General features: G+C 47.7%; 23 protein-coding genes. 1 reads left to right on the top strand and 22 read right to left on the bottom strand.

Features of this window, described 5'->3' with window-relative positions; genetic code table 11:
• Window positions 1-75: 75 nt before the first annotated feature.
• From FC82_RS08390 to mnmA, 9 genes are all read right to left on the bottom strand, one after another.
• Window positions 76-1,068 carry an aldo/keto reductase gene (locus FC82_RS08390; protein WP_056996729.1) on the bottom strand — a complete coding sequence of 331 codons (993 nt, stop codon included), beginning with the start codon at window positions 1,066-1,068 and terminating at the stop codon, window positions 76-78.
• A gap of 604 nt (window positions 1,069-1,672) precedes the next feature.
• On the bottom strand, window positions 1,673-2,575 hold the full coding sequence (murQ, locus tag FC82_RS08385) for an N-acetylmuramic acid 6-phosphate etherase (RefSeq protein ID WP_056996728.1): 903 nt from the start codon (window positions 2,573-2,575) through the stop codon (window positions 1,673-1,675).
• 433 nt (window positions 2,576-3,008) lie between these two features.
• Complete coding sequence (locus FC82_RS08380) at window positions 3,009-4,652, bottom strand: peptide ABC transporter substrate-binding protein (RefSeq protein ID WP_056996727.1); 1,644 nt, start codon at window positions 4,650-4,652, stop codon at window positions 3,009-3,011.
• 39 nt (window positions 4,653-4,691) lie between these two features.
• On the bottom strand, window positions 4,692-6,140 hold the full coding sequence (locus tag FC82_RS08375; protein ID WP_056996726.1) for an amidase: 1,449 nt from the start codon (window positions 6,138-6,140) through the stop codon (window positions 4,692-4,694).
• 94 nt (window positions 6,141-6,234) lie between these two features.
• Window positions 6,235-7,221 (bottom strand): ribose-phosphate diphosphokinase, encoded by a 987-nt coding sequence (locus FC82_RS08370; protein ID WP_056996725.1) that lies wholly within the window; start codon window positions 7,219-7,221, stop codon window positions 6,235-6,237.
• A 132-nt stretch (window positions 7,222-7,353) separates the two neighbouring features.
• Window positions 7,354-9,969, bottom strand: a complete 2,616-nt coding sequence (gene recD2, locus FC82_RS08365) for an SF1B family DNA helicase RecD2 (RefSeq protein ID WP_056996724.1) — start codon at window positions 9,967-9,969, stop codon at window positions 7,354-7,356.
• An 18-nt stretch (window positions 9,970-9,987) separates the two neighbouring features.
• On the bottom strand, window positions 9,988-10,683 hold the full coding sequence (locus tag FC82_RS08360) for a tetratricopeptide repeat protein (protein ID WP_056996723.1): 696 nt from the start codon (window positions 10,681-10,683) through the stop codon (window positions 9,988-9,990).
• Window positions 10,684-10,724: 41 nt separating this feature from the next.
• A complete protein-coding gene (locus FC82_RS08355; RefSeq protein WP_054760158.1) occupies window positions 10,725-11,384 on the bottom strand; it encodes a histidine phosphatase family protein in 660 nt (219 codons plus the stop codon).
• Between the two features lie 265 nt (window positions 11,385-11,649).
• Complete coding sequence (gene mnmA, locus FC82_RS08350) at window positions 11,650-12,774, bottom strand: tRNA 2-thiouridine(34) synthase MnmA (protein WP_056996722.1); 1,125 nt, start codon at window positions 12,772-12,774, stop codon at window positions 11,650-11,652.
• Window positions 12,775-12,906: 132 nt separating this feature from the next.
• Between mnmA and FC82_RS16895 the strand changes: the two genes are divergently transcribed.
• Window positions 12,907-13,083: a hypothetical protein gene (locus tag FC82_RS16895; RefSeq protein WP_161939719.1), complete on the top strand. Its 177-nt coding sequence runs from the start codon at window positions 12,907-12,909 to the stop codon at window positions 13,081-13,083.
• 165 nt (window positions 13,084-13,248) lie between these two features.
• Here the strand turns inward: FC82_RS16895 and FC82_RS08345 are convergent, their stop codons facing one another.
• The 13 genes from FC82_RS08345 to ftsA all read right to left on the bottom strand — a co-directional run bounded on the left by FC82_RS08345 (window position 13,249) and on the right by ftsA (window position 25,149).
• On the bottom strand, window positions 13,249-13,596 hold the full coding sequence (locus FC82_RS08345) for a DUF1831 domain-containing protein (RefSeq protein ID WP_056996721.1): 348 nt from the start codon (window positions 13,594-13,596) through the stop codon (window positions 13,249-13,251).
• Window positions 13,596-14,762 carry a cysteine desulfurase family protein gene (locus FC82_RS08340; RefSeq protein WP_054760157.1) on the bottom strand — a complete coding sequence of 389 codons (1,167 nt, stop codon included), beginning with the start codon at window positions 14,760-14,762 and terminating at the stop codon, window positions 13,596-13,598. The genes FC82_RS08345 and FC82_RS08340 overlap by 1 nt, the downstream gene beginning before the upstream one ends.
• Before the next feature lie 16 nt (window positions 14,763-14,778).
• Complete coding sequence (locus tag FC82_RS08335; RefSeq protein WP_065101449.1) at window positions 14,779-15,468, bottom strand: 5'-methylthioadenosine/adenosylhomocysteine nucleosidase; 690 nt, start codon at window positions 15,466-15,468, stop codon at window positions 14,779-14,781.
• A 41-nt stretch (window positions 15,469-15,509) separates the two neighbouring features.
• Window positions 15,510-15,818, bottom strand: coding sequence for a hypothetical protein (locus tag FC82_RS08330; RefSeq protein ID WP_054760155.1), 309 nt, complete (start codon window positions 15,816-15,818; stop codon window positions 15,510-15,512).
• A gap of 16 nt (window positions 15,819-15,834) precedes the next feature.
• A complete protein-coding gene (locus FC82_RS08325) occupies window positions 15,835-16,395 on the bottom strand; it encodes an NUDIX hydrolase (protein ID WP_054760152.1) in 561 nt (186 codons plus the stop codon).
• 96 nt (window positions 16,396-16,491) lie between these two features.
• Entirely contained in the window at window positions 16,492-16,743 is a 252-nt protein-coding gene (locus tag FC82_RS08320; protein ID WP_054760150.1) for a cold-shock protein, read from the bottom strand.
• A gap of 405 nt (window positions 16,744-17,148) precedes the next feature.
• Window positions 17,149-19,965 (bottom strand): isoleucine--tRNA ligase, encoded by a 2,817-nt coding sequence (ileS, locus tag FC82_RS08315; protein WP_054760148.1) that lies wholly within the window; start codon window positions 19,963-19,965, stop codon window positions 17,149-17,151.
• A gap of 272 nt (window positions 19,966-20,237) precedes the next feature.
• Entirely contained in the window at window positions 20,238-20,936 is a 699-nt protein-coding gene (locus FC82_RS08310; protein ID WP_054760147.1) for a DivIVA domain-containing protein, read from the bottom strand.
• Window positions 20,937-20,952: 16 nt separating this feature from the next.
• Complete coding sequence (locus FC82_RS08305) at window positions 20,953-21,735, bottom strand: YlmH family RNA-binding protein (RefSeq protein WP_056996720.1); 783 nt, start codon at window positions 21,733-21,735, stop codon at window positions 20,953-20,955.
• Between the two features lie 34 nt (window positions 21,736-21,769).
• On the bottom strand, window positions 21,770-22,036 hold the full coding sequence (locus FC82_RS08300) for a YggT family protein (RefSeq protein ID WP_056996742.1): 267 nt from the start codon (window positions 22,034-22,036) through the stop codon (window positions 21,770-21,772).
• Between the two features lie 29 nt (window positions 22,037-22,065).
• Window positions 22,066-22,500 carry a cell division protein SepF gene (locus FC82_RS08295; protein ID WP_056996719.1) on the bottom strand — a complete coding sequence of 145 codons (435 nt, stop codon included), beginning with the start codon at window positions 22,498-22,500 and terminating at the stop codon, window positions 22,066-22,068.
• 36 nt (window positions 22,501-22,536) lie between these two features.
• Entirely contained in the window at window positions 22,537-23,793 is a 1,257-nt protein-coding gene (gene ftsZ, locus FC82_RS08290; RefSeq protein ID WP_056996718.1) for a cell division protein FtsZ, read from the bottom strand.
• 24 nt (window positions 23,794-23,817) lie between these two features.
• A complete protein-coding gene (gene ftsA, locus FC82_RS08285; protein ID WP_056996741.1) occupies window positions 23,818-25,149 on the bottom strand; it encodes a cell division protein FtsA in 1,332 nt (443 codons plus the stop codon).
• Between the last annotated feature and the right edge of the window lie 17 nt (window positions 25,150-25,166).

Raw genomic sequence — 25,166 nt, 5'->3', positions numbered from 1 at the left:
AATTGTTCATCGTCTTACGAAAGGCCTCCATTTCGATCCGCGATTGAAATAGAGGCCCCAAAATATCATCAAAAATTAAGCGTGCAAAATTGTCTCGATCTGTTCTAATTCGTCTTTTGTGAAGCTTGTATTTTGAACTGCTTTGAGGTTATCTTCTAAGTGTGACACCTTAGAAGCGCCTGTCACAACGCTCGCCACAACGTCATCTTTGAGCAGCCAGGCCAATGCCATTTGCGCCATTGTCTGATCACGATTTTGTGCGATTTCGTTTAGCTGGTTCAATTTTTTAGTTAACGCTTCACGACCCTGATTCATCACAGCGGTACTGCTCCAGTGAATTTGGAAATCTTCTGGAATACCACCAAGATAACGGTTTGTCAGTAACCCTTCAGCCAACGGCCCATAGGCGACCGTTGCAACGTTATTTGCCTTCAGGGTGTCTAAAACACCATCCGTCTCAACATCACGATTCAACATATTATACGATAACTGGTTTAAAACGAATGGTGTGTGGAATTCGTGGAAGTACTTAATGATTTCCTTGGTCTGAGCATTGTCATAGTTGGAAATACCAACGTACAGCGTTTTACCCGACCGAACAAGGTCATCTAAAGCCATCGCGGTTTCTTCTAGGTTGGTATCGGGATCAAACCGATGACTGTAAAAGATATCTACGTAATCGAGACCCATTCGCTTCAAGCTGTTATCCAGAGCCGTCATCAGTGTCTTACGGGAACTCATTTGGCCGTATGGTCCTGGCCACATGTGAAAACCGGCCTTCGTTGTGATGACCAACTCATCACGGTATGGTTTCAGGTCGGCTTGATAAATCTGACCAAACAACCGCTCAGCGGCGCCAGACTCGGGGCCGTAGTTGTAAGCTAAGTCGTAGCTGAAAATGCCACTATCAAACGCTTTGAGCAAAATCTTTTCACTATCTGCATAGTTGGCGTCATCGCCAAAGTTGTGCCACATGCCAAAAGAAACGGCAGGCAATTGCAACCCGCTGTTCCCGGCACGCCGAACGGGCATCCGCCCATCATAACGGTTCTCATCTGCCAGATACATCAATAAATCGTCCTCTCTTCTCTCAAATCATCATACCTATTAAGTTTAAGGGGAATGGGGGGATAATGCAAGGGTAAGAGTGTGGAGAAAGGCGGTTAAGAGGTGGAGCCTAAGTTAATCTAGGGATAATAACCCGGGCTTGGTTATTATCCCTAGACTGGCTTAGGTGCAACCTCTTGCCTTTCGGAACACGTTTCGGCTAGATAAAATTAATGTGCTATCTGATCAGGGCTAACTAAACCTTCTTATTTCATCAACAAGCATGGAGAAAAGCTGACTTAAATGCAACCTCTTGCCTCCGGAACACGTATCAGCCAGATAAAATCAGTCTGCTATCTAATGATACTCTAAAAAACTGCGAAATTGCCCACAAATACTGTTCAGCCAGTATTCCATCACGGCAATTTTTCAAATCTGACAACACCGTAACGATGTTTCTTCCTATTTTTGAAACCAGAAATACAGCAACATAAAAGCACCCAACCTCAGATACCTGATTGAATGCTTAATTGTACTGTTCTTCATGGTGATTGACGTCAAAATTTCAGGGTAGGGTTTACGCTGTTTCATAGTCGAAACCTATTTTATCAACCGTACGCCAGCCTTACTGCAAGCTCAACTTCACAGCATCACTTACATGACCGCCAGATTGAGCCAGCAGCTTCTTAGCCTCCGCAATTGTCCCCTTAGTTTCAATTAACAGAATCGCCAGCGGCACGTTGTTGTCGGCTCTCGCCAGCGCCCGTTCCGCAGCCAAGGTTGAGGTTTGAGTGGCTGCCGCAATGATTCGTTTTGCCCGTCGTTGCGTCTTGTCATTGGTTGGGGTCACGTTGATCATCAGGTTTTGATAGACCTTGCCTGATCGAATCATGATTCCGCTAGACAGCATGTTGAGCACCATCTTCTGTGCGGTCCCAGCCTTCATCAGTGTTGCCCCGGTAATAACCTCCGGACCCACGATTGGGCAGATGGCAACATCGGCGTTTTTCTCCAATGGACTTTCAGGCACACACGCTAATGCAATGGTGAGCGCACCCAGCTTCTTAGCGTAAGCCAATGCTGATACCGTATAGTTCGTCGCCCCACTGGCGGCGATGCCAATAACAATATCCTTTTCACCGACCGAAACGTCCTTTAAGTTCTCTTCAGCCAGTTCACCTGAATCTTCCACGCCTTCAATGGTATGAAACATCGTTTCTGGACCGCCTGCGATAATACCAAACGTTTGTGATTCTTCCAAACCGTACGTTGGTCTTAATTCTGTTGCATCGAGGACACCTAACCGGCCCGACGTACCGGCACCGATGTAGATCAATCGGCCACCTTGGTCAAACCGCTTGGTTGCAAGGTTGATGGCTTCAGCCACTTGTGGTAGCTGTTTTTGAACTGACCGCCCCACACGTTGATCCTCACGATTAATAATATCGACCATCTCATTTGAATCTGCTTGGTCAATATGCGTTGAGTGGCGGTTTCGCTGTTCAGTTAATAAGTCTTCAAAGTTCATGATGCATCCCCCAATTATCCTAGTACTTACTGTGCCCAAATATGGCACAGCAGTTGGTGGTACCGTTTTCATTTGTTCTTATTCAGGTATATCATGTTTCAGGATAAATTTCAATAAATATCGGCAAGTACTGTTCATTTTCACAAATGATTGAAAATCAAATTGTCCGGATAAAAAGTAACCGTTTTCTTTTCTCTTTTTTGAAATTACTGATTAATTGCCAGCTGGCGCGTTTATTGTTGCAAAAACGAGGCTAAATTATTCGATAATTGCCCGTTTTATTGTAACCTTGTGAAAATATCACTGCTATTTCTTATTAAATAATTAAAAAAGTCGCTTCACAACTTAGATACATTGTGAAGCGACTTTTTAATAATGACTTATTGAGGTGCACAACAGGTGACAGAATTCAGCGTTACACCAGCATTAAACCTTATTTTTGAGTGATATAAACTTCTTTATAACCGCGACTCATGCCAGCAGGATTCCAAACATAACCGTGAATCGTTGGGCGCCAAAGTTCCGTAACTGATGGTTGATACAACGGGATAACGCCCTGATCTTTCATCAGTACCTTTTCAGCCTTAACAAGATCCTCGTAGCGTTTTTGCTTATTATTGGCATCCCGGTTGCTGGAAGCAGAAATCAACTTGTCATATTCAGCGTTGACCCAGTGGCCATTGTTCGTCGGGTTACTCTTTGTCTGAAGATCCAGGAAGTTGATTGGATCCGCAAAGTCAGCACCCCATGAGGAGATAACCAAATCAAAGTTGCCGCTTGAAGACCTTGCAAGCCGGTTCTTGTTCGGCACGTTTTCAATGTTGACCTTCAATCCAGGTAATTTCTGGAACTGATTTTGCAGATACTGCGTGGTTGTATCCGCTTGATCAGTATCGTCACTCAACAATGTCAGTGTTAATTTCTTTTCACCGACTGCCTTCATGCCTTCACGCCACAATTTTTTAGCGTTTTTGGCGTTGTAGGTCACACCAGACTTAACGTAAGCGTCGCTGGCAAAGTCCGCACCAGTCTTTGGGTTCTTGTAGAAGTTCGTAGAAACGAAGCCCTTAGGAGCCGTTGAACCGTCACGCAAGACACTTGTAGCGAGCGACTGTCTGTTGATGATCTGTGACAGTGCTTGACGCACTTTCAGGTTCTTTAACGCCTTATTGCGGCGTTGATTGATCTGAAGATACATCATTGACCCACCAACAAACTTCTTAAACCCAGTCTTGTTTTGGTAGTTAGCGACCTGTGTTCCTGATAATGGGGTCACGTCCAGCTTTTTTTGTTCATAGAGGTTCAACCCAGTTTCCGGGCTCTTGACGACCTGAAAATTGATGGTACTTAGATGAACGTGTTTCTTGTCCCAATAATTCGGGTTCTTAACCAGTTTCCAAGTGTTGTTCGTACCGTTCCAGCCAACTGACTTAAACGGCCCATTATAGGCCGACGTCTTGCTGCTGGTGCCGTACTTCGAACCATACTTCTCAACTGTGGATTGCTGTTCTGGGAAGAACGTTGGAAATGCCAGCAGTAATTTAAAGTACGGCACCGGCTTGCTTAATTTAACGACTAGCGTTGAATCGTTCGGCGCGCTGACACCCAGTTTATCGGGCTTCATCGTGCCCTTTTGAATGGCGTCAAAATTTTTAATACCGTCATAGATGTACGAATACCCAGCCTTCGTCTTCGGGTCGGCGGTTCGACGCCAACTGTAAACAAAGTCTTTAGCTGTCACTTTCTGACCGTTTTGCCACTTATCGTTGGTCCGCAGTTTAAACGTGTAGGTCAGCCCGTCCTTTGACTTAGTGGAACTCTTTGCCAACGCATTTTCGAGCTTAGAATCTTTCCCTAACCGATAAAGACCTTCACCGGTCGAATAAAGCTGTGTTAAACTGATTGATTCTGATGCCTGTGAATCGTCTAACGTGGAGATTGTTTCTGTGGTGCTCAGGTTTAAGACCTGTTTGTCAGCCATTTTCCCGCTGGACTGACTGCTCTGGTTGCCGCATGCTGCCAGAGTTAAAGCAAGGGCCACACTGCCCACACCAAGTAATACCTTTTTTAAACCCATCTCATTTTCCTTCTTTTCCCTACTTTTTGTTACCAAACACTAGTGTAACAAATGAAACTGATTTTCTAGCTCAAAAAGCTTAGCAGTTTGCAATAATAGTGCTTCTTGCCCCTTCAAGGCAGTTAATTGAACTCCTAAAGGCATTCCGGCTGCTGTCATGTGGGTCGGCAGACTAATTGCCGGCTGCCCCGTTAGATTTGCTTGCTGGGTAAAGGGTGACCGCGTCAGTGCCGGCAGCCATTGGTCGTATATCAACTGCTGCTGATTGGCCGGTGAAAACGAGTCAATGGCCTTTATTTTATCAAGATTGGTTGCCGAAATAAGCGGATCATCCACCCGTGGTGCGCTATCAGCCGTTGTTGGCGTGAGATATAACGGGTATTGAGCCTGAAATTGAGCCATGGTGTAACTTGCTTGGTCCCAAAGCCCCAAAGACTTGCTGTACTGTGCCGCTGATAAATGCCGGCCGGTTTCGCCCAACGCCCAAGTAAGTGGTTCAACCTCATTTTTTTGAACAGGTCGGCCAAGGCCGAAAGCCAAGTCATCCAACATAGCGGTCGTTTCTGCTTCGTTCATGATGTAGTAACTGTGCATGAGCGCGATGCCATCCAAATCAGGATGTGCTTCTACAACATCGTAACCATGCTGTGCCAAAAACTCGGCAGCTTCGTTCACAGCCTGCACCGCATCATCTGATACCGGTGTGCCAACGGGTGAAGTCGTGCTAAAAGCGACTCGCAATGGTTTAGCATCAGCCACTGTTTTCAAAAAGCCCCGTTGGTTCAACGGCACCTGAAAAACGGCCGCCGGCTGCACTGTCTGCATCGCATCCAGTAATGCCGCTGTATCGTCAACCGACTGCGTCAGCGCAAAGTTGATAGCCGCTCCCTGCCAGGAACGCCAGTCACCAGGGCCAACCGGCACTCGACCACGCGTCGGTTTTAGCCCCACTAACCCGCTGAAACTGGCGGGGATTCGAATTGACCCGCCACCATCACTGGCCGCCGCAATCGGTACCATTCCCGAAGCAACACTCGCTGCTGAGCCGCCACTTGAGCCACCGGGTGAGTATGACCGGTTCCAAGCATTGTGTGCCGGTCCATATAATTGCGAATCCGTAATATTTTTAAAGCCAAACTCTGGCACGTTGGTTTGCCCAATAATAATAAACCCCGCCGCCTGCAACTGCTGCACAAAGAAATCTGTTTCAGAAGACACACTGTCCGCCAATAGTTTAGAACCACCCGTATTCGGACTGCCGGCTAAAGACTGACCGAGACCTTTGATGAGTAACGGAACACCCAGAAACGGTTGGCCGTGATCCTCAAGCACAGCCGCTTCGGCCAATGCTTCAATGCCGCGTGTTGACGTGACCGCATTTAAGCCCGGGTTATTCTGCGCCACCCGGTCCAAAGCCGATTGAACGAGTTCAGTCGCGTTGACCTCACCATCGCGAACCTGTTTTGCTAAAGCTAATCCTGTTGTCATTTGATTATCGCCTCACTTTAGGAGATTAAAAGCCAACAACACCCGGATAATGGCCAATAAGGCACTACCCGGGTGTATTAATCATAATTTAATTCTACGGTTTCGTGCTTTCACGCTCTTCTTTTAAGAAAAGTTTACCCACACTGCGTTCCTGATAAATTCGCCGAATCGCGCGACCAATAAGATCACCAACTGACACGATTTCAATTTTATCAAACATCTTGGCTTCAGGCAGTTGAATGGAATCTGTCACAATGACCTTCTTCAATGGGGATTCAGTCATGTGTTTAACGGCATCTTGACTAAAGACTGGGTGGGTCGCAACGGCATAAATTTCATTGGCACCAGCGTTCTTCAGTGTTTGAGCTGAAATCGAGATTCGCACCGCCGTATCGATAATATCATCGACCAAAACCGCGTTCTTACCGGCTACTGAACCGATAACGGCCTCAGCTTTCGTAGTGGACTTGTCAGGGTCCCGGTTGTCAATAATGGCCAGTGGCGCGTGTAACAGGTCAGCCATCCGGCGAGCCTTTGAAACGCCAGCGTGGTCTGGTGAGACCACGACCAGGTTGTCCAATAGATCGTGTTCAAAGAAGTACCGTGCCAGCAGTGGCGTTGCTTCCAGGTGATCGACCGGAATATCAAAGAATCCTTGCAACTGTGCCGCATGCAAATCTAAGGTCACTGCCCGGTCAACACCGTCTGCCTCAAGCATTGACGCAATAAGTTTAGCCGTAATTGGTTCCCGCGAACGGGCTTTCCGATCAGCTCGGGAATAGCCGTAGTATGGAATTACAACGGTGATTGAATGTGCGCTTGCACGCCGCGCTGCATCGACCATGATCAAGAGTTCCATCAACATGGTGTTAACAGGATCTGAAACAGATTGAATCAAGTAAACATCTGATCCCCGGATACTTTCTGTAATGGTAATTGAAATTTCACCGTCACTAAAATGTTTGATACTGGCTTGACTGAGTTCGACACCGGCAGCTTCGGCAATTTTTTCAGCTAAGGGCCGGTTGGAATTCAGCGCAAACAACTTTAGCGGGTGCTTGGTTTGTTTTTGATTAGGCATGGTGAACCTCCATGAATTTTGTGAGTGATCTGACGCAACGTTGGCGCCAGTTTTAATCCGTTTATCAATGTCAGTAGTCGCTGTACTGACCATGTTCCCATTATCGCAACTTTTACCGTGAAGTACAAGCGGTTAGTCATGACTTGTCATGAACGATTTGGGTGATAATTTACCCATACCGATCATCGGATCAATTTGGCCACTTTGAATCAGGGCCATGGTGAGCACCCCGTTGTTGGAAACGGTATCCTGCTTTGCAGCCACATCCGTTGGCGAATCCGTTGCGGTGCCCTGAGGCTTCATCTCAGAAGCCAGTGGCGTCTCGTTGCTGTCAGTCGTCTCAGGCACTGATTCAAACGACGCTTCCGGTTCAGTCGCTGCAGTTTTGCCAGAATCATCATCCCGACGTGTGTCAGATGATTCTTCCGGCACCGTATTTTGGACAACTTCATCTGCTGGTAACTCGGTGAGTGTCTGCGTCAAGCGGTCCACCAGCATCGTTTTTCGATTAATGGAAACACGCTGCACACTTTGTTCGAAAGCACGCCGTTCGCCTAACAGAATCAATGTCTTCTTTGCCCGGGTAACAGCCGTATACAGCAAATTGCGTTCCAACATCCGTGAATACTGCATGACCATCGGGAGGATCACCATTTGAAATTGGCTCCCCTGGGCCTTATGGATCGAAGTGCAATAAGCCAGTGTCAGGCGATTCCAATCATTCCGGTTATAGGTGACTTCAGTCTGGTCAAAGGCGATGGTCAACTTATCAGCCTTATCCTCATTGCCCTTATCCTTCGCCATGGTAATGCCGACAATTTCACCAATGTCCCCATTAAACACGTTATTTTCTGGGCTGTTGATCAGGTGCAGTACCTTGTCGCCAATTCGAAAAATCTCGCCACGAAACTCGACCTGTTTACGGTGAGTCTCGGTCTGCGGATTCATAATTTCTTGAATGATTGTGTTCAACCGGGTGATCCCAGCCGGACCGCGGTACATTGGCGCCAGGACTTGGACATTTTCAGCAGAAAAACCCTTTTGCTTGGCCTTGCCAATGATTTGTTCAATCACGGACGGCATCTGTGCGGCAGAACAACTGATAAACGACCGGTCGGGCTGGTTCTTATCAAAGTCAGCCGGCAGCCGGCCCATTTTAATGTCGTGAGCCAACGGGATGATCGAAGACGCTTCACCCTGTCGATAAATGGTATCCAGCTCCATCGCTTTCACCCGCTGACTTGCAAGCAAATCGTGAAAGACTTGACCAGGACCAACTGATGGCAACTGATCTTTATCCCCAACCAAAACGACCTGCATCGTATCAGGAATTGCCCGCAGCAGTGTTCGAAACAAGAACACATCCACCATGGACATTTCGTCAACAATCAGCAGCGCGCCCTCTAAGTCCTTGGCGGCGTTAGCATCATTGCCCTCGTGCCCGTTCAGACCCAGCAGCCGGTGAATGGTGCTGGCGGGCAACCCCGTCGTTTCACTCATCCGCTTGGCAGCCCGACCAGTTGGCGCAGCGAGAAGAATTGGAAACGGCTTATCCTTGTACTGATTAATATCCAGCGAATACTCGTGCAGACGCGCGTATAGGTTCACAAGACCGTTGATGATCGTGGTTTTCCCCGTCCCAGGGCCACCGGTTAAAATAAACACCCGTGATTTCATCGCGGTCAAGATTGCCGTTTCCTGTGACTCATCATAATCAATGCCGAGGTTGCGTTCCACCACGCGCATCTGTTTTTCGATGGCCTCATCATTAAACGACTTGAGTTCGTCGCCATTATTGATGCGGTTCAGGTGTTCGGCTATTTGCCACTCAGTATCGTACAGGTTCTTCAGGTAAATCTTGTCACCTTCGCCGACGATTTTTTGAACCTTGGCCAGGGCAAGCAACTGATCCGCAACCAATTTGGGATTTACGGCCTCATTACGGCTGGATTGCAGCAGGCGGATCGTCCCGGTCAGCAACGGTTGAGCGGTGGTGTATGTGTTGCCATCCTGCATCGCCAATTCGTTGAGTTCCTGAAGCAGCCCCGCCTGGATCCGCTGGTCTGATAGCGCACCAATACCGAGCTGTTCGGCAATCTGATCAGCGCGTTTAAAGCTCACACCATTGATGTCCTCAACCAGCTGATAGGGATTTTCCTGAATCACCGTCAGTGTTTTTTCTTTATACCGGTCATAGGTGGCACTCGCCAGCGAAGATCCGAACCCGTACCCGTTCAGGCCGATGATGATCTGTTCGACACCATTGTTTTCAGCCAGATTGTCCACCAGCGTTGTCTTGACCTTCGCTGATAAGCCAATATCGGCCAACACACTAGCATCTTTATTGATCTGATCGATTGCAGTCGGTCCTAACGCGTCAACGATTTTCTCTGCCGTTTTCTTCCCAAGCCCAGGAAATTCATCGCTTGCTAAATAACCGATGACCCCTTCACGCGAAGTCGGTACCTCGCTTTGATAATTAGCCGCTTGGAACTGCTTGCCATATTTTGGATGGTCAACCAGTTTTCCGAAGAAACGGTACGGATTTTCTTCCTTGATGTTGGCGAAATTTCCTGTCACCACGATTTCACTGTCCGTCCAGTTCATGTTGGTCTGCTGAACTTTCACCAAAAGAACTTTGTAGAAGTTGTCGGGGCTTTCAAAGAAGGTGGTGGCAACGCGGCCGACAATGTATAACTGTGTGTCAGGCTGGTCATCGCCAAACAAGTTCATATTTTCGCTTGCCATGTTGAAACACCCTTCCTTTTAGTTTTGATTCTGATCTTTATTTTGCTTATTCAAAAACGTTTGAATGTCTTTTAAACGTGACTGACCTTTTTGGTAATAGTCTGGGTCCAGTGTCTTGGCATGGTCAAAGTAGGCAGCTGCGTCCTGACCAAGAACGACCGCTGCGATACCGCGATCAAATTGAGCGTGCCCATTTTTCGGGTCAGCCGACAACACCTGATCGTAATAGTCGGCGGCCTGGTTGAAATTCCCGAGGGCCAGTAAATTATCGGCAATCAGCTGGTTCACCTGTGGATCCTGTTTGTGGGTATCCCCGGCAGTAATCGCAAAGGCGAGCGCCGTTTTATGGTCACCGTTGCCCATATACGATTGCGCAAGCATCAAATAGGCGTCGCTTTGCAATTTCTTATCCTTGACTTGTGTGAACTGCGCGATTGCTTTTTGGTACTCGCCAGCTTCGTAGTAAACGTTACCCAGGCCATACGTCAACGTATCCTTGGCCTGTCTGCTCTTGTCGCCAAATCTGCCCATCGCCTTCATCAGCAGTTCTTCAGCCTGCGAATAACTCTTCAGGTTAACTAGCAGCGCACCTAAGTCATAGTACGTATGGTAGTTATCCGGATCATCATCAATTTCTTGAATCAGTTGGTGCATCAATTTTTCGGAAGCCTTCTGTTTTTCATCACGTTCGGCTTTTAATTTATCTTTATCCATTCTTTTTCCTCGTTTAAATCGTGTCAGTTCTTTTTCCTCGTTTAAATCGTGTCAGTAGCATCGAGTTTGCGTTTTAAATAGTCCGTTTTATTCCAGGCGACCAGTTGGAAGCTGGACCCATGATCGGTCGTTTCAAGGATGGTGGTCGACGTATTCGTCAAACCGCCGCGGTCACGCAAATGCGCTAACGGTGTCTTGAGCAGGGCATTAATTTCAGCGTTCAGGGCCGCTCCATGACTGACCACCAGAACATTTTGGTCCGGTGTGTCGTGCGCTGCGACAATCATTTGAATTGCCGGCGTCATACGTGCAATCAGTTCGTGGAATGATTCACCGCCGATTTCTACCGGCCGGTACTTGTCCGGTGCGTTGCGAAACGCGTTGAATTCATCAGGAAATTTCGCCTTCGCAGCTTCAAAGGTCATCCCTTCCATCCGCCCAAGGTGAAATTCTTCTAGCCGGTTCAACAGACTGAGTGGGGTATCGCCCGGCAAATCGTTCAGCACATTCATTGCTGTATCCCGCGCCCGCTTAATTGGACTCGCGTAAATGTGGCTAAAGTGAAACTGTTTCAAATACGCTGCTGCCTGATGAATCTCAGCATAGCTTTCCGGTAACAGCGGTGAATCACCGCCAGCACCCTGATACCGTGACTCCAGGTTCCATTCAGTTTTACCGTGCCGCAGAAAATATAACTTCAATGCAATCCCTCACTTACTCGTAAACTAAAAACAATCAGTCTTATTATGCCAGTTTTGACGGTGAAATTCAAAGTGTAGCTTGTTTTGAAAGCGCTGTTAATAGCGTTTATGTAAAGCGTATCCTATTCGCGAAAACAACGGTTCTCACCCCCGTCGATTCGAGGCCATCCTACTTTCGCAACCTCGTAAAGAGCGCACTGCCGATTGTGATCAAAAAAACGACGTCCCGACTCCCAAACAGGAATCAAACGTCGCTCATCTTGACTTAAACGTACTGTAACTCACGGTTCTTACTGTAAGCAGCATCAATAATGGCACTGCCCAGGCACTCAGCGCCATCGTAGAACACGACGGCCTGACCTGGTGTGATGGCCCGAACTGGATCATCAAATTCAACGGTGACCTTCTGGCCATCGTCAGAGAGATGAACGGTCACACCCGTATCGACCTGACGGTAACGGAACTTCGCTGTACAGTGGAAGTCCTGGCCGCGATCAATCGAGTTGACCCAGTGAATATCGGAAGCATCCAGGTGCGTTGCGTACAAGTGCTCGTTATGATAACCCTTGCCCACGTACAGGATGTTTTTCTTCAAGTCCTTGCCGATAACAAACCACGGCTCGTTATCCTCACCATCGCCGCCGATACCCAAACCGCGACGCTGACCAATGGTGTAATACATCAGACCAGCATGCTGGCCCTTTTCCTCACCATCAACCGTCAGCATCTTGCCTGGCGTTGCTGGTAGATAATGACCCAAGAAACCCTTGAAGTTCTTCTCGCCAATAAAGCAGATCCCAACGGAGTCCTTCTTGTCAGCGGTTGCCAACCCGGCCTCTTTAGCAATTCGACGTACTTCCGGCTTTGTGATGTCCCCAATTGGAAACATCACCCGATCCAGCTGTTCAGTCGAGAGCTGGCTCAGGAAATAGGTCTGATCCTTGTTGGTATCTACGGAACGCATCAGGTGCATGTGACCGTCAGCATCGCGATTTAACTGAGCGTAGTGCCCGGTTGCAATGTAGTCCGCCCCAAGGTCTAATGCGTAGTCCAAGAACGCCTTGAACTTGATCTCTTTGTTACAAATGACGTCAGGGTTCGGTGTCCGGCCCTTCTTATACTCATCAAGAAAGTACGTGAACACGCGGTCCCAATACTCCTTTTCAAAGTTAACGGAATAGTATGGTATACCAATTTTGGCAGCCACCTTCGCCACGTCCTTGTAATCTTCTGTGGCTGTGCAGACCCCGTTTTCATCGGTGTCGTCCCAGTTTTTCATGAACACACCAATGACGTCGTAACCCTGCTGCTTTAAGCGCAACGCTACAACGGAGGAGTCAACCCCGCCGCTCATGCCGACAACCACACGTGTTTGGCTGTTGTCTTGCATAAAATCACCATCACTTCTATTTAGATTCTGGAGAATCCACGAGTTGAAGGTCGTAAAAATCCAGTAAGTTTAAGTGTACTCGCCGGTTTCGTGCAATGCAAGCACTTTAACTTGACTTTTTGGGGGACATCAATGAGCGATACCCCTTTTGAATCCGCAAATCGAAAATGCCTGATTAATACAAGAGATCGCAATCAGCCACATAGGGGCTTTATCGCGAATAACCACTCACTTACCAGAAAAGAAAACGGCGATGTTCGAATTGCTGGGGCAACGAAAAAACACCATATGACCGGTAATCCTGCCTAAATTTGTTGCTGAAATGTTGCCCCATCTATCCCTCGCCTAAACGTGCAAACAAAAGCACGTTTTCCGTCAAATAAAGAACCTCCACCTAAAAACATGGATCGTTTTTAGGTGGAGGTTCGTATATTCTTGAAGCAAAATCACTTTTTGTCCCAGTCTGTTAATAAATTATTCAGCAGCCGTTTCAAATACGTCGCGTTCAATGAACGATTCCATTAAATAGTGGAATTGCTCAGCATATTCAGCGGCCCTGTCCATTTTAAAGAGATTCACTTCGCGCGTCCCCTTCGAGGCAACCGCGGCCATTTTAAAACCATCTAACGTACTGTTGACCATCACCTTAAGTTCAATGCTTGGATTAAACGGGGATTTAGGGTCAAGTGACCGTTTCAAACTAAAATTCCCCACCTTGGTTTCTTGGAAGCCCAAGTCTTTTAAGGTGTATTTCTTAACTTTGGGGCTCAGTGTGTACGCTGTTGTATCCCCTTGTAAAGTCACTGTTTTATCAAATGCCATTATTGATGCACCTCATTTCTCGTTTTTAAACGGGTCACAATTTTTGTAATGGCGGTAATCAAAGCCTGAATATCGTCTTCCGTTGTATAACGGCCAAAACTGATCCGAATTGACTCGGAAATTCGGGGTGAATCAGGACCAAACATTGCGGTCAGCACGTGGGAAGGCTCAATCGACCCCGCAGTGCAGGCCGACCCGCCGGAAACAGCGATGCCAGCCAAGTCAAGATTCGTTTGCATCACATAGGTGGACACACCCTTGATCCAGATATTCATCACGTGTTGCAAGTTCGTCTCGACCATTGAGCCGTTGAGCGCAAAATCAACACCCGCGGCAGTGAGCCCGTCAAAGATTTCCTGTTTGAACTGGTGATACTTTTCCTGACGATGTGCCTTCTCTTCAGGCGTAATGGTCTGAACTGCGGCCGCAAAGCCAGCAATGCTAGGAATATTTTCAGTCCCAGCACGCCGTTTTTCCTCCTGGTCGCCGCCCTTCATAAAGCTTGGGAAGTTGATGCCTGTCTTACGATACAAGAACCCGGTTCCCTTTGGCCCATTGATCTTGTGCGCTGACGTTGACAACATATCAATATGGTCACGTTTGACGTCAATGTCTAACAAACCGTATGCCTGCACAGCATCCGTATGGAACCAAGCTTGGTGGTCTTTTAAAATCTCACCAATTTCATGAATTGGCATGTGCGACCCGACCTCATTGTTCCCAGTCATGATGGTGACCAAGATCGTATCATCACGCAGCGCTGCTTTGAAATCGTCCAAACTAATCTGACCCTCTTCATCGACGGGCAGATAAGTCACGTCAAAACCGCGCTCTTCAAGAAAATGCAACGGTTTTAAAACAGCTTCGTGCTCAATCGCCGTTGTGATAATGTGCTTGCCTAAATTCTCCCTAGCAATCGCCGTTTGGGTGATAGCGGTATTATCGGATTCTGATCCGCCACTGGTGAAGATGATCTCGTCATCGTCCGCGTTCAAACTCTGGGCAATAATGTGACGGCTGTTTTCCAATAAGGTATGTGCCTCGCGTCCTAACCCATACAAGGTCGACGCGTTGCCGTACATGTTGGCTAACTTGTCAGTCATTTCAGCGAGGACCTCTTTTGAAATCGGTGTTGTCGCTGCGTTATCCAAATAAATTTCCTTCACTGCAATTTCCTCCGTCTTATTCTGCTGCTAGTAAAGCTAATAACATCTTGGCTGATCGCTTTCCAGCCTCGATAATAAAGTCATCAAAACTAACGCCGGCATCCTCATCACCAACGTCTGACATCGCCCGTACCACTACGTAGGGGGTATGGAACTGGTTGGCAACTTGGCCCACAGCTGCACCTTCCATTTCACTGGAAAGCGCATCTGGGAAGTGGCTCAAAATAGCGTCTGTTGCGGCCTTGCTGGCGATAAACTGGTCACCAGAAACAATCAGCCCCTGCTTAACGTTTAACCCCGTCGACTTGGCTGCCGAAGCAATTTTATCCAGCCATGTCTTATCTGCATCAAACCGGGCTGGTTGCTGCGGCAACTGGCCGTATTCATAGCCGAACACTTGGGCATCTACATCATGGTAAGCGGTTTGTGTTGATAACACAACGTCGCCCACTTTCAAACCGTCACCAATGCCACCGGCTGAACCGGAGTTGATGACAACGTCCACGTGGAATCGGGTAATTAGCAAAGCAGTCGTCAAACCTGCCTCGACTTTGCCGATTCCTGAACGTACCAGAACGACTTCCTGGCCGCTAATTTTACCTTGGTAGAAATCGATGCCGGAAATATCTGTTGTAAAACCGTCCTGAAGAGCTTCCTTTAAGGTTGCAATTTCTTCGTCCATCGCACATAAAATACCAACTGTCACTGTCAATCTTCCCTTCTATAATAACCCCATTATTGACACCACTAAAATTCAACAAATCTCAAAATTAAGAACACGATAATAATGCCTAAACTCAATCCTGCAATGGCCCAATTTAAACGATGTTTGAGCCGCTGGATCTTTTCTTCATCAAAATCAGCAACCTGTGCGGCCTGCTCAGGATCTCCCTGAGGGTGCTGCTTGGCGTAGCGTTTTTCAGCCTGAACCCGTTTGCGGTCCCGCTTTAAAAACGCATCTTGTTCAGCTTGCTGTTGCTTTCGGTAGGCAGACCGACTCAGGGGCTGCTCCTCCTGTGATGCTTCATACTGATCGTCAGAATCGCGACTTGCCATTGTGGTCACCCCCCTGCTAGTCTTGTGCTTGTTTGAGCTGCATGAGCTCAAAGTACCAAATGGCCATAACCGTTTTGGCATCTTCAATCTGACCGGTTGCCATCAACGCTTTTAATTCGTCCAACGAATACGCCTTCACCTTCAGATCTTCGCCCGGATCACGAGGCAGTTCGTCACTGACCGGTTTCAAATTCTTAGCAACATACAGGGTCATGTATTCATCAGAAAAACCGACCGATGAGTAAAAACCCGTCACCTTTTTTAGCTGGGTCGCCTTCAAACGAATTTCCTCGTTCAATTCCCGGTTCACCGCGTGCAACGCATTCCCTTCGTCGCGATCATCCAACTTGCCGGCCGGAATTTCGAGGGTCGTCTTCGCAATCGGGGATCGCCACTGTTTAACAAGGATCACCTTGTTATCATTGGTGATCGCCAAAACTGCCACGGCACCGGAATGCCGCACAATTTCACGATACGACTCATGGCCGTCTGGTAAGGCGACCTTTTCTTTTTCAACGTTAATGATGACACCATCGTAAATTTTCTCGGTACTTAAGACCCGTTCTTCCATATTCATATAGTGTTCAATCCCCAATCTTATTCGGTCATGTTGTTTCGATTAACTTATCAAGACCTAGTGTACCCAGAATTAGGGTCAGACGCAATCGTTCCCCTATTTATTAGGGGTTTCTTCAGAAGTTTCAGTCGTGCCAGCAACCGGTTGTTCAACGGGACGCACCCGTGCTGCTTGAGGACCTTTTTGTCCTTCAACGATCACAAATTCAACTTCTTGGCCGGGCTTCAAACTCTTGTAGCCAGACATTTCGATGCCCGTATAGTGCACAAAAATGTTTTCACCGGTCTCACTCTTAATAAACCCGAAACCGTTTTGCTCATTATACCGATCGACTGTTCCTTTGATCATAGTTTACACCACCCTATTTACAAGTTATTTTCGTATTTCATCATACAAGTCTTACTATTGGTTACTGGAGATAGTTGGACCCTCTAAACCAGACAAAGGCTGCAAGACAATTGGCACCTGCGCAAGCAACTTCTGGCACATCATATAATACGGTGTTTTCTGCAATTTCTTGGCCACCGTACCAAAACAAGTACCATAAGGCAGGAGACGCCTGCCTCCTAACCGTCTTGTTCCCCGCTAACCAAAAAGAGGATCCAAAACACTACCGTTTCGAACCCTCTTTTCGTCTATTAACCAATAGCTTGGTTACGAAAGCCCGCATTTTATAGCTATTAACAGTGTACCAGTTCCGTCAAGTCGCTGGCGACTATTTTGCCCTAAAAATCAGGAAAACGTGTTTTAAAATTAATCTTCTGCTTTAAAATCGTCGAATTCTACGCCCTTCGTTTCAGGGAAGTTTTCGCGAACAATTTTAGCGCAACGTGCACAGAAGTGTGGGTAATCTTTGTCAGAACCAACATCCTGGGTAGTCATCCGACAACGGTCACAGACCTCACCAGCTGCGTGGGAGATTTTTGTGGCAACGCCATCGTTAAAGTTTTCAGCGTCAGCAGGTGCATCAGTCATGGCGTGCACTTCGAGATCTGAAACCATCAGTACTTGACGGACATCAGCCCCTAACGCTTCAACCAAGCCTTTGTTGCGGTCGTCAACGTAAAGGTCTAAACGTGCCTCCAATGACTTACCGATCAATTTTGCATCCCGTGCTTCTTCCAACGACTTCAAAACATCGCTCCGCAGTTCCATGAAACCTTCCCAAGTCTTCAAAACGGCTTCTTCGTTGTCGAAGTGTTGCGGTGTCGGCATTTCTGCTAATTGTACGTAGTCCTCTGGTTCCTTTAAGAACGGCCAGATTTCTTCGGTCGTGTGTGGCAGAATCGGGGTCAGTAACTTGGTCAGCCCAACCGTCATTTCATACAAGACGGTCTGCATTGAACGCCGAGTGTGACTGTCTTCTGGATCGATGTACAGGATGTCCTTGGCAAAGTCCAGGTAGAAAGCAGACAGTTCGGAGATGAAGAAGTTCATGACCTGCTTGTAGATGTCCAAGAAGTCGTATGAATCGTACTTAGCCTTCAAGTCAGCTACTAAGTGGTTGTACTTGATCAGCATGTACTGGTCAGCTGGTTCAAGGTCATCGTATGCCAACCCGTTTGTCTTAGGATCAAAATCGGTAGTGTTGGCCAACATGTAACGAACGGTGTTCCGAATCTTCTTGTAGGCGTCAGACGTCTTCGTGAAGGCTTCCATGGAAACCCGAACATCAGCACTGGAATCAACTGACGAGACCCATAAACGAACAATTTCAGCGCCCATCTTTTTAATGACTTCGGCTGGGGCAATCGTGTTCCCCAATGACTTGCTCATTTTATGACCCTGACCATCAAGGGTGAACCCTTGTGATAAGACCTGCTTATATGGGGCCTTACCTGAAACGGCAACACTGGTGATCAGACTTGAGTTGAACCAGCCACGGTATTGGTCGGAACCTTCCAGATACATATCAGCTGGGTAGCTGAGATCTGGCCGCTCTTCCAAGACACCTTGGTGAGAAGAACCGGAGTCAAACCAAACATCCATGATGTCGTTTTCCTTGGTGAATTTGCCATTTGGTGAGTGTTCTGAAGTGAATCCATCAGGTAACAAGTCCTTTGCATCCCGGTCAAACCAAACGTTTGAACCGTACTTCCCAAAGAGTTGGGCAACGTGTTCAATCGTCTCTTCAGTAATAATAGCTTCGCCGTCTTCACCGTAGAAGATTGGTAGCGGCACACCCCAAACACGTTGCCGTGAAATGACCCAATCGCCACGGTCACGAATCATGTTTGAAAGCCGCTTCTTGCCCCAGTCTGGGAAGAATTGAACATCTTCAATGGCATCCAAAATTTCATCACGAATCTTATCCACAGAAGCAAACCATTGCGGCGTTGCCCGGAAGATAACGGGCTTCTTCGTCCGCCAGTCAAATGGGTAACTGTGTTCATACGGCATGTAATCGAGTAACAATCCGGCGTCTTTTAACTTGTCCAGTGAGATCTTGTTGGCGTCATCGTAGAAGACCCCTGCAAAATCAGGGCCGGCTTCTTCAGTCATATACCCCTTATCATCAACTGGCACAAAAATAGGCAGGTCGTATTGTTTTCCGACATAGAAGTCATCTTCCCCAAAACCAGGGGCGGTATGAACCAAACCAGTACCGGCATCCAACGTCACAAAATTGCCCATCATCGTGACAAGTTTGCGGTTTTCATCAAATGGGTGTTGGCACAACACACGGTCCAACTCTTGACCTTTGACAACCTTTAATGTCTTGACGTTCTTCCAACCGAACTTCTCGCTGCAGTCGGCTAACAATTCAGTGGCCACAACGAATTTACGGTCTTCGCCTTCAGGCTGCACAACAGAATAGTCGAAAGTGGCATCCAACGTAATCCCTTCGGAAGCTGGAATAGTCCATGGTGTGGTCGTCCAAACAACCAGATAAGTGTTGTCGTTTTCCAAAACACCCTTGCCATCAATCACTTTTTCGCCGTAAAAGGCGGAAGGTGAAGTCACATCATGGTACTCAACTTCGGCTTCTGCTAAGGCTGATTCTGAGGACCAAGACCAGAAAATTGGTTTCTTGCCGCGGAAAATCAACCCACGTTTAGCAAATGCGCCAAACGTCCGAACTTCCTGTGCTTCAAATTCGGGCTTCAGAGTCAGGTAAGGATCATCCCAATCGCCGGCAACGCCTAACCGCTTAAATTCTTCACGTTGGCGGTCAACCTGTTCCAAAGCGTACTTGCGACAAAGTTCACGGAATTCAGTCGTGGACATCTTCTTACGGTCGTAACCTTGTTGCGTCAGTTTTTGTTCGATGGGCAACCCATGGGTATCCCAACCAGGAACGTAGGGTGCCCGGAAGCCGTTCATGGACTTGTAGCGCACAATAAAGTCCTTCGAGATTTTGTTCAACGCGTGACCCATGTGAATGTCGCCGTTCGCGTATGGTGGGCCATCATGTAAAATAAATGTTGGCTTGCCTTCGTTTAATTTTTGTCTTAATTGATAGACGCCGTTGTCTTCCCAAGCCTTTTGTCGTTCAACTTCTTTGACTGGTAAGTTTCCGCGCATCTTGAACTTGGTCTTACCTAAGTTCAGCGTATCTTTAACCCGCATTAGGGTCCCTCCTTGAATTTTTGCATGGCAACAAAAAAAGACCTCATCCAAGGGACGAAGTCTTCGTGGTACCACCCAATTTTTAGAATTTAGCATTCTTCTTACATGACGATAACGGGTCGAACCGGCTTGGCTTACTGCTTCAGCCAAACAGCTAGAAGATGATCCGTCAGACAACAGGGACCGCCGAACTTTCACCAGTTTCCGGCTCGCTTGTATGTATCTTATCTGACTTGCTGTTCTTCTTGTGCGGTATTCATTTGCGCAAACAATTACGCCTTTTGATCATCATCTGGGAAAATGACCACCGTTTCGGTCCGCGTATCGTGCTCCGGATCAACTGGCTGGTCAGCATCGTAAATCTGATCGGAATCATCATCTGCTTGTGTGTCTGAGTTTACGCCATCTTCAGCGTCATTGTCAAGACTGTTATCAGAAATGGCTTTCTTGATGTCTTCATAAGATGAGGAGCCATCGTCCTTTAACAACTCATTCCAGTTGTCCGACTTAATCTCTTCTAACTGGGATTCAAGCATCACCTGCAAACGTTGTCGGAAGACACGTGTACTCTTTTTCAAATCATCCGTCTCAACGGCTAATTGCTTAGCCCGATTTGAAGCTTCCTCAAGTAATTGGTTGGCCTTATCGGTTGCCTCGCTCACCACGTCATTGGCCTGCTTTTGGGCCTCGCGATTAATGATGTCGGCTTCCTTTTGGGAATTTGCCCGCACCTTATCAGCGGCCTCCTGCGCAACAATGATGGACTGGTTCAACGAATCCTTCAAATCATTGAAGTACTTAAGCTTTTCATTGCTGGCATCCAGCTGTTCCGTCAAGCTCTTGTTTGAATCCAACGTAATCTGATAGTCCTTGATGATCTGTTCCAAGAAATCGTTGACCTCATCAATGTTATAACCACGTAACTTTGTTGAAAATTCCTTATTATGAATATCCAGTGGGCTTAGTACCATAAGAGTTCCTCCCCGTTTACTTGTGTAATACTGACAACGTGACACGTAGCTTATCACGCTTGGTGACACCATCAACACTGTTCAATCTAACTCGGCCGAACCCGCGAACTGAAATGATATCCTGGTGAGCCAACTGGTAATCCGGACGTTCAAAGTCGTTCCAATTGAGTTGGATCTTTCCAGCTTCAATCAACTGCTTGGCATGGTGCCGCGATAAATGAAACGCCGTGGCAACCACGTTATCGACCCGCGCAGATGACAGCGTCGTCGTTTCATCTTCCCAAGCCGTTAACGGTGCAATATGCGCTGTCAATTCAAGCGGCAGCAGTCGCACTTTGATTTTCCCCATCCGGGTTACCTGATCACTAATATACGCTGCCATTTCTGACGTTGTATATACCTGCCAACGCGTGCCGTCGGTTATAATATCACCAAGAACGTCGCGATCGATACCGGCTGCCAGCATCGAGCCAAGAATTTGACCATGGTGCAGTTCGGAAAACTTGACCGGGTAATCGATTTCAAAAAGGTTCAGCTCAAAATCCGAATCACTCGTTTCAAAATAATCCGGATAAATCAACCCTCGTTGCATTTCTGCCCCAGGATAACCGCCATTTTGCCGTAATTTTACACCCGTCACCCGGTTTACAAGTGTTTCCAAGATATACTGTTGCCGAGGATTCAAAAAATGAGTCAAAATGGGACGATATTCGTCGTTGGCCTGTTGAATCCAACCTGTGGCACTCTCAACGAAGGGAGCTTCCTCCCGACGGAAGTGCTGTGCGATGTTGTCAGCCAATTTTAACTCCTCCTACAAACCTCATAAAGTCTTTTTAATACCCTAATAGTCGAAAAATAATTTGCTCAACGAACGTCAGCCCGTAACTGACAACCTGCAGCACAATCAAGGCAACGATTGGTGCAAAGCCAATCATGCCAATGTGTGCAAAGTTAAACCAGCGTTGGAACGGTTCAACGATTCGCGCCAGGAATTGACCAAATGCGGTTTGGTAGGCTCCTGGAAACCAGCTTAGTAGTGCGTAAATCACAATCGCCCAGCTATAAAGCTCGATTAAGTGTGATAACACCCAAAAAATCATACTAATTGCTTGGATCAAAGACTCACTCCTTAATTGAGCTTATCGTTCAGACTAGCCGAGATGTCGCCGCTGATTTCGAAATTGCGTGGGGTGCACAGAAAAATCTGGTCCCCCACTCGTTCAATATCGCCTTCAATGGCAAAAACCGTGCCGGTCAAAAAATCAATGATACGCCGCGCTTCTCCCTTGTCAATTCGGCCAAGATTCACGATAACCGCCTGATTTTTGATCAGCTGGCTCGCGATTTCTTGGACATCAGAGTATAAACGCGGTTCGAACAAGGCAATCTTGTTCGCTGAAGGCCGCGGTGCGTTGATTGAGACGACTTTATTGCCGCTGCGACGCGGTAATTCTGAACGAATCGCATCGTTTTCAGTCGGCGCTTGTTCATCAGTTTGATTATAGTCAGCCGTATCGTAATCGTCATCGATCCCAAAAAAACGGCTCATACTAAATTTTCCCATCTCTTACGCTCCTTTCGCAAACCCAGTCAGCGCAGATTAGTCTTGCTTCCGACGATGCTTGAAGAATGGTGGTGTATCTAACCCTGAATCATCGCCGTTTTGACTATCGATGTCGTCGCTGTTGAAGACGCTGAAGTCGGGTTTTGAAACACCGTCGAATTCGCTTGCGTCTGGTCGGTGACTGACCATGTGATCATTGTTGGTGTCACTATTGTTGCTACCGTGATCCAACTGATCCGAGTCTAACTGGTTCGTGTTTTGAGTTGTGTGTGTATCTGATTTACCATCTTGGCTCAGATGCCGGGCGCTGCGTGTGCCTGGACGGCCGCCTTTGTTCCGCTGGTCGATCCCGGTGGCGATAACTGTGACCCGAACCTCATCGCCTAAGTTTTCATCAATGGACGTCCCAAAAATGATGTTGACGTCGCTAGTAGCAGCTGACGAGACAATTTCTGAAGCAGCCTGTGCTTCAAACAGGGACAGGTCTGGACCACCAGTAATGTTTAACAGCACTTGTTCTGCGCCATCGATTGACACTTCCAAAAGTGGTGACGAAATGGCCTTCTTGGTGGCATCCTCAGTACGGTTTTCACCGTTGGCTGAACCGATACCCATTAAAGCAGAACCCTGATCCTGCATCACCGTTTTCACATCGGCAAAGTCCAAGTTCACGTACCCAGGACTTGTAATCAGGTCAGAAATGCCTTGAACACCCTGACGTAACACATTGTCAGCTTCCTGGAAGGCTTCCATCATTGGCGTTTTCTTGTCAACAATCTCGAGCAGACGATTATTGGCGATGACGATCAGCGTATCAACGTTTTCTTTCATCTGAGCCACGCCTTCAAGAGCGAAGCGGCCACGCTTAGGGCCTTCAAACGTAAATGGTCGGGTAACGACACCCACGGTTAACGCGCCCTGTTCCTTGGCTAATTTAGCGACAATTGGTGCGGCACCGTTCCCAGTACCACCGCCCATGCCGGCAGTGACAAAGACCATGTCGGCTCCCGCTAATGCTTCGCCGATTTGTTCTTCACTTTCCTGAGCGGCCTTTGATCCGATCTCAGGGTTTGATCCGGCGCCTAACCCACGAGTGAGTTTCGGGCCGAGTTGAATTTTAGTCTCAGCTTTTGAAGCTTCTAAGGCTTGAACATCCGTGTTAGCCACGATAAATTCAACGCCCTTAACGTCTTCTTCGATCATTCGGTTGACGGCGTTGCCGCCACCGCCGCCGACGCCGATAACTTTAATGTTGGCACTATGATTCTGTGTCGAGTCTAACGAAAATTCCATTTGAAATCCCTCCAGTGGTTCGAATTAGTCAAAGAAGTCGCTAAAGAACTTTTTAAGTCCTTGACCGCGCTTTTTAGGTGCCTGTTTGTTACGTTTTTCCGTCGCTGTTGCTGCCTGTTGCGGTTCAGTCTGCGACTGAGCCTTGGGCGTTGGGGCTGGCTTCTTAGCAATTTGTGAAACGAGTTGCTGGTTGCCAGCCAAAGCTGATTGAACAAGCAGGTCAATTTCATTAAGCTGACCCCGATAGTTCACCAGTGACAATGCCTGGGTAAACGACGGGTGGCGCAGCCCCATTTGATCAGGGATGGCAACCCGAACCGGCACGTCATCAAAATCTGCCTTCAGCAGGTCCACGATACCCGGCAAGGCTGCAACCCCACCGGTGACAACGATCCCACCTGGTAATGATAACGCGTTTGTGGCAGCTAACTGGCCCTTCAGCTTATCAAAAATTTGAGATAACCGCGCCTCAATAATTTCGGCCAGATACTGCTCTGTGATTTCAGTGGGACGGCTTTGGCCTACCACGTCGACTGGAAACTGATTGTCTTCAGCAGCGCGGGTGGCATCCGCGTACCCATAATTGCGTTTTAATTTTTCTGCATTTTCAATTGACGTATTCAACACCACCGAAATATCTTTGGTGATGTAGTCGCCGCCTTCAGGGTCCACCTCAGCATACTTCAATCTGTGATCATGAATCACAGCTGCGGTTGTTTGGCCGCCGCCCAGATCAAGTAAAATCGTGCCAAAGTCCTGTTCACCATCGCTTAAAATACTGAGCCCCTGTGCAATTGGACTCACAACCGCTAACTGCGGGTTTAAGCCGGCTTGCTCAACTGCCTTTTTCGTATTATGTACGATCGTCTTGGGACCGGTAAACAACATCCCGTGCATTTCTAACCGAACACCAACCATCGAACGCGGATCCTTGATGCCATCAAAGCCGTCAACGACGAACTCATCCGGAATCAAATTAATGATCTCGCGTTCCGGCGGCAAGTTTTGGATGATTGCGGCCGCCGCGACGTCACGAACATCTTGGTCCGTTATTTCCCGCGCTTGGTCGCCAATGGCCACCAGACCGTTCACCGGTTCGATCTTCAACATGTTGGCGGAAATGCCCACCACCACATCGTGAATCTCAATGCTAGCTTTCTCCTCCGCAGATTTAACTGCATTCTTGATTGCTTCGCTTGCCTTATCAATATCAACAATGACCCCACGGCTGAGTCCGGCCGAACGTTCATTACCTACCCCTAAAACGTTCAATTGACCTTCCAAATACTCAGCCACGATAACTTTGATTGAGGTCGTCCCTATATCAAGTCCCACGTACATACCTGAAGTATCCATCATGCAGGAGCCTCCCT

The organism is Secundilactobacillus collinoides DSM 20515 = JCM 1123, from assembly GCF_001435975.1.
In the GTDB taxonomy this organism is placed as follows: Bacteria; Bacillota; Bacilli; order Lactobacillales; family Lactobacillaceae; genus Secundilactobacillus; species Secundilactobacillus collinoides.
Note: the sequence above shows the minus strand (reverse complement) of the source record. Positions and strands in the feature narration are given on the sequence as shown.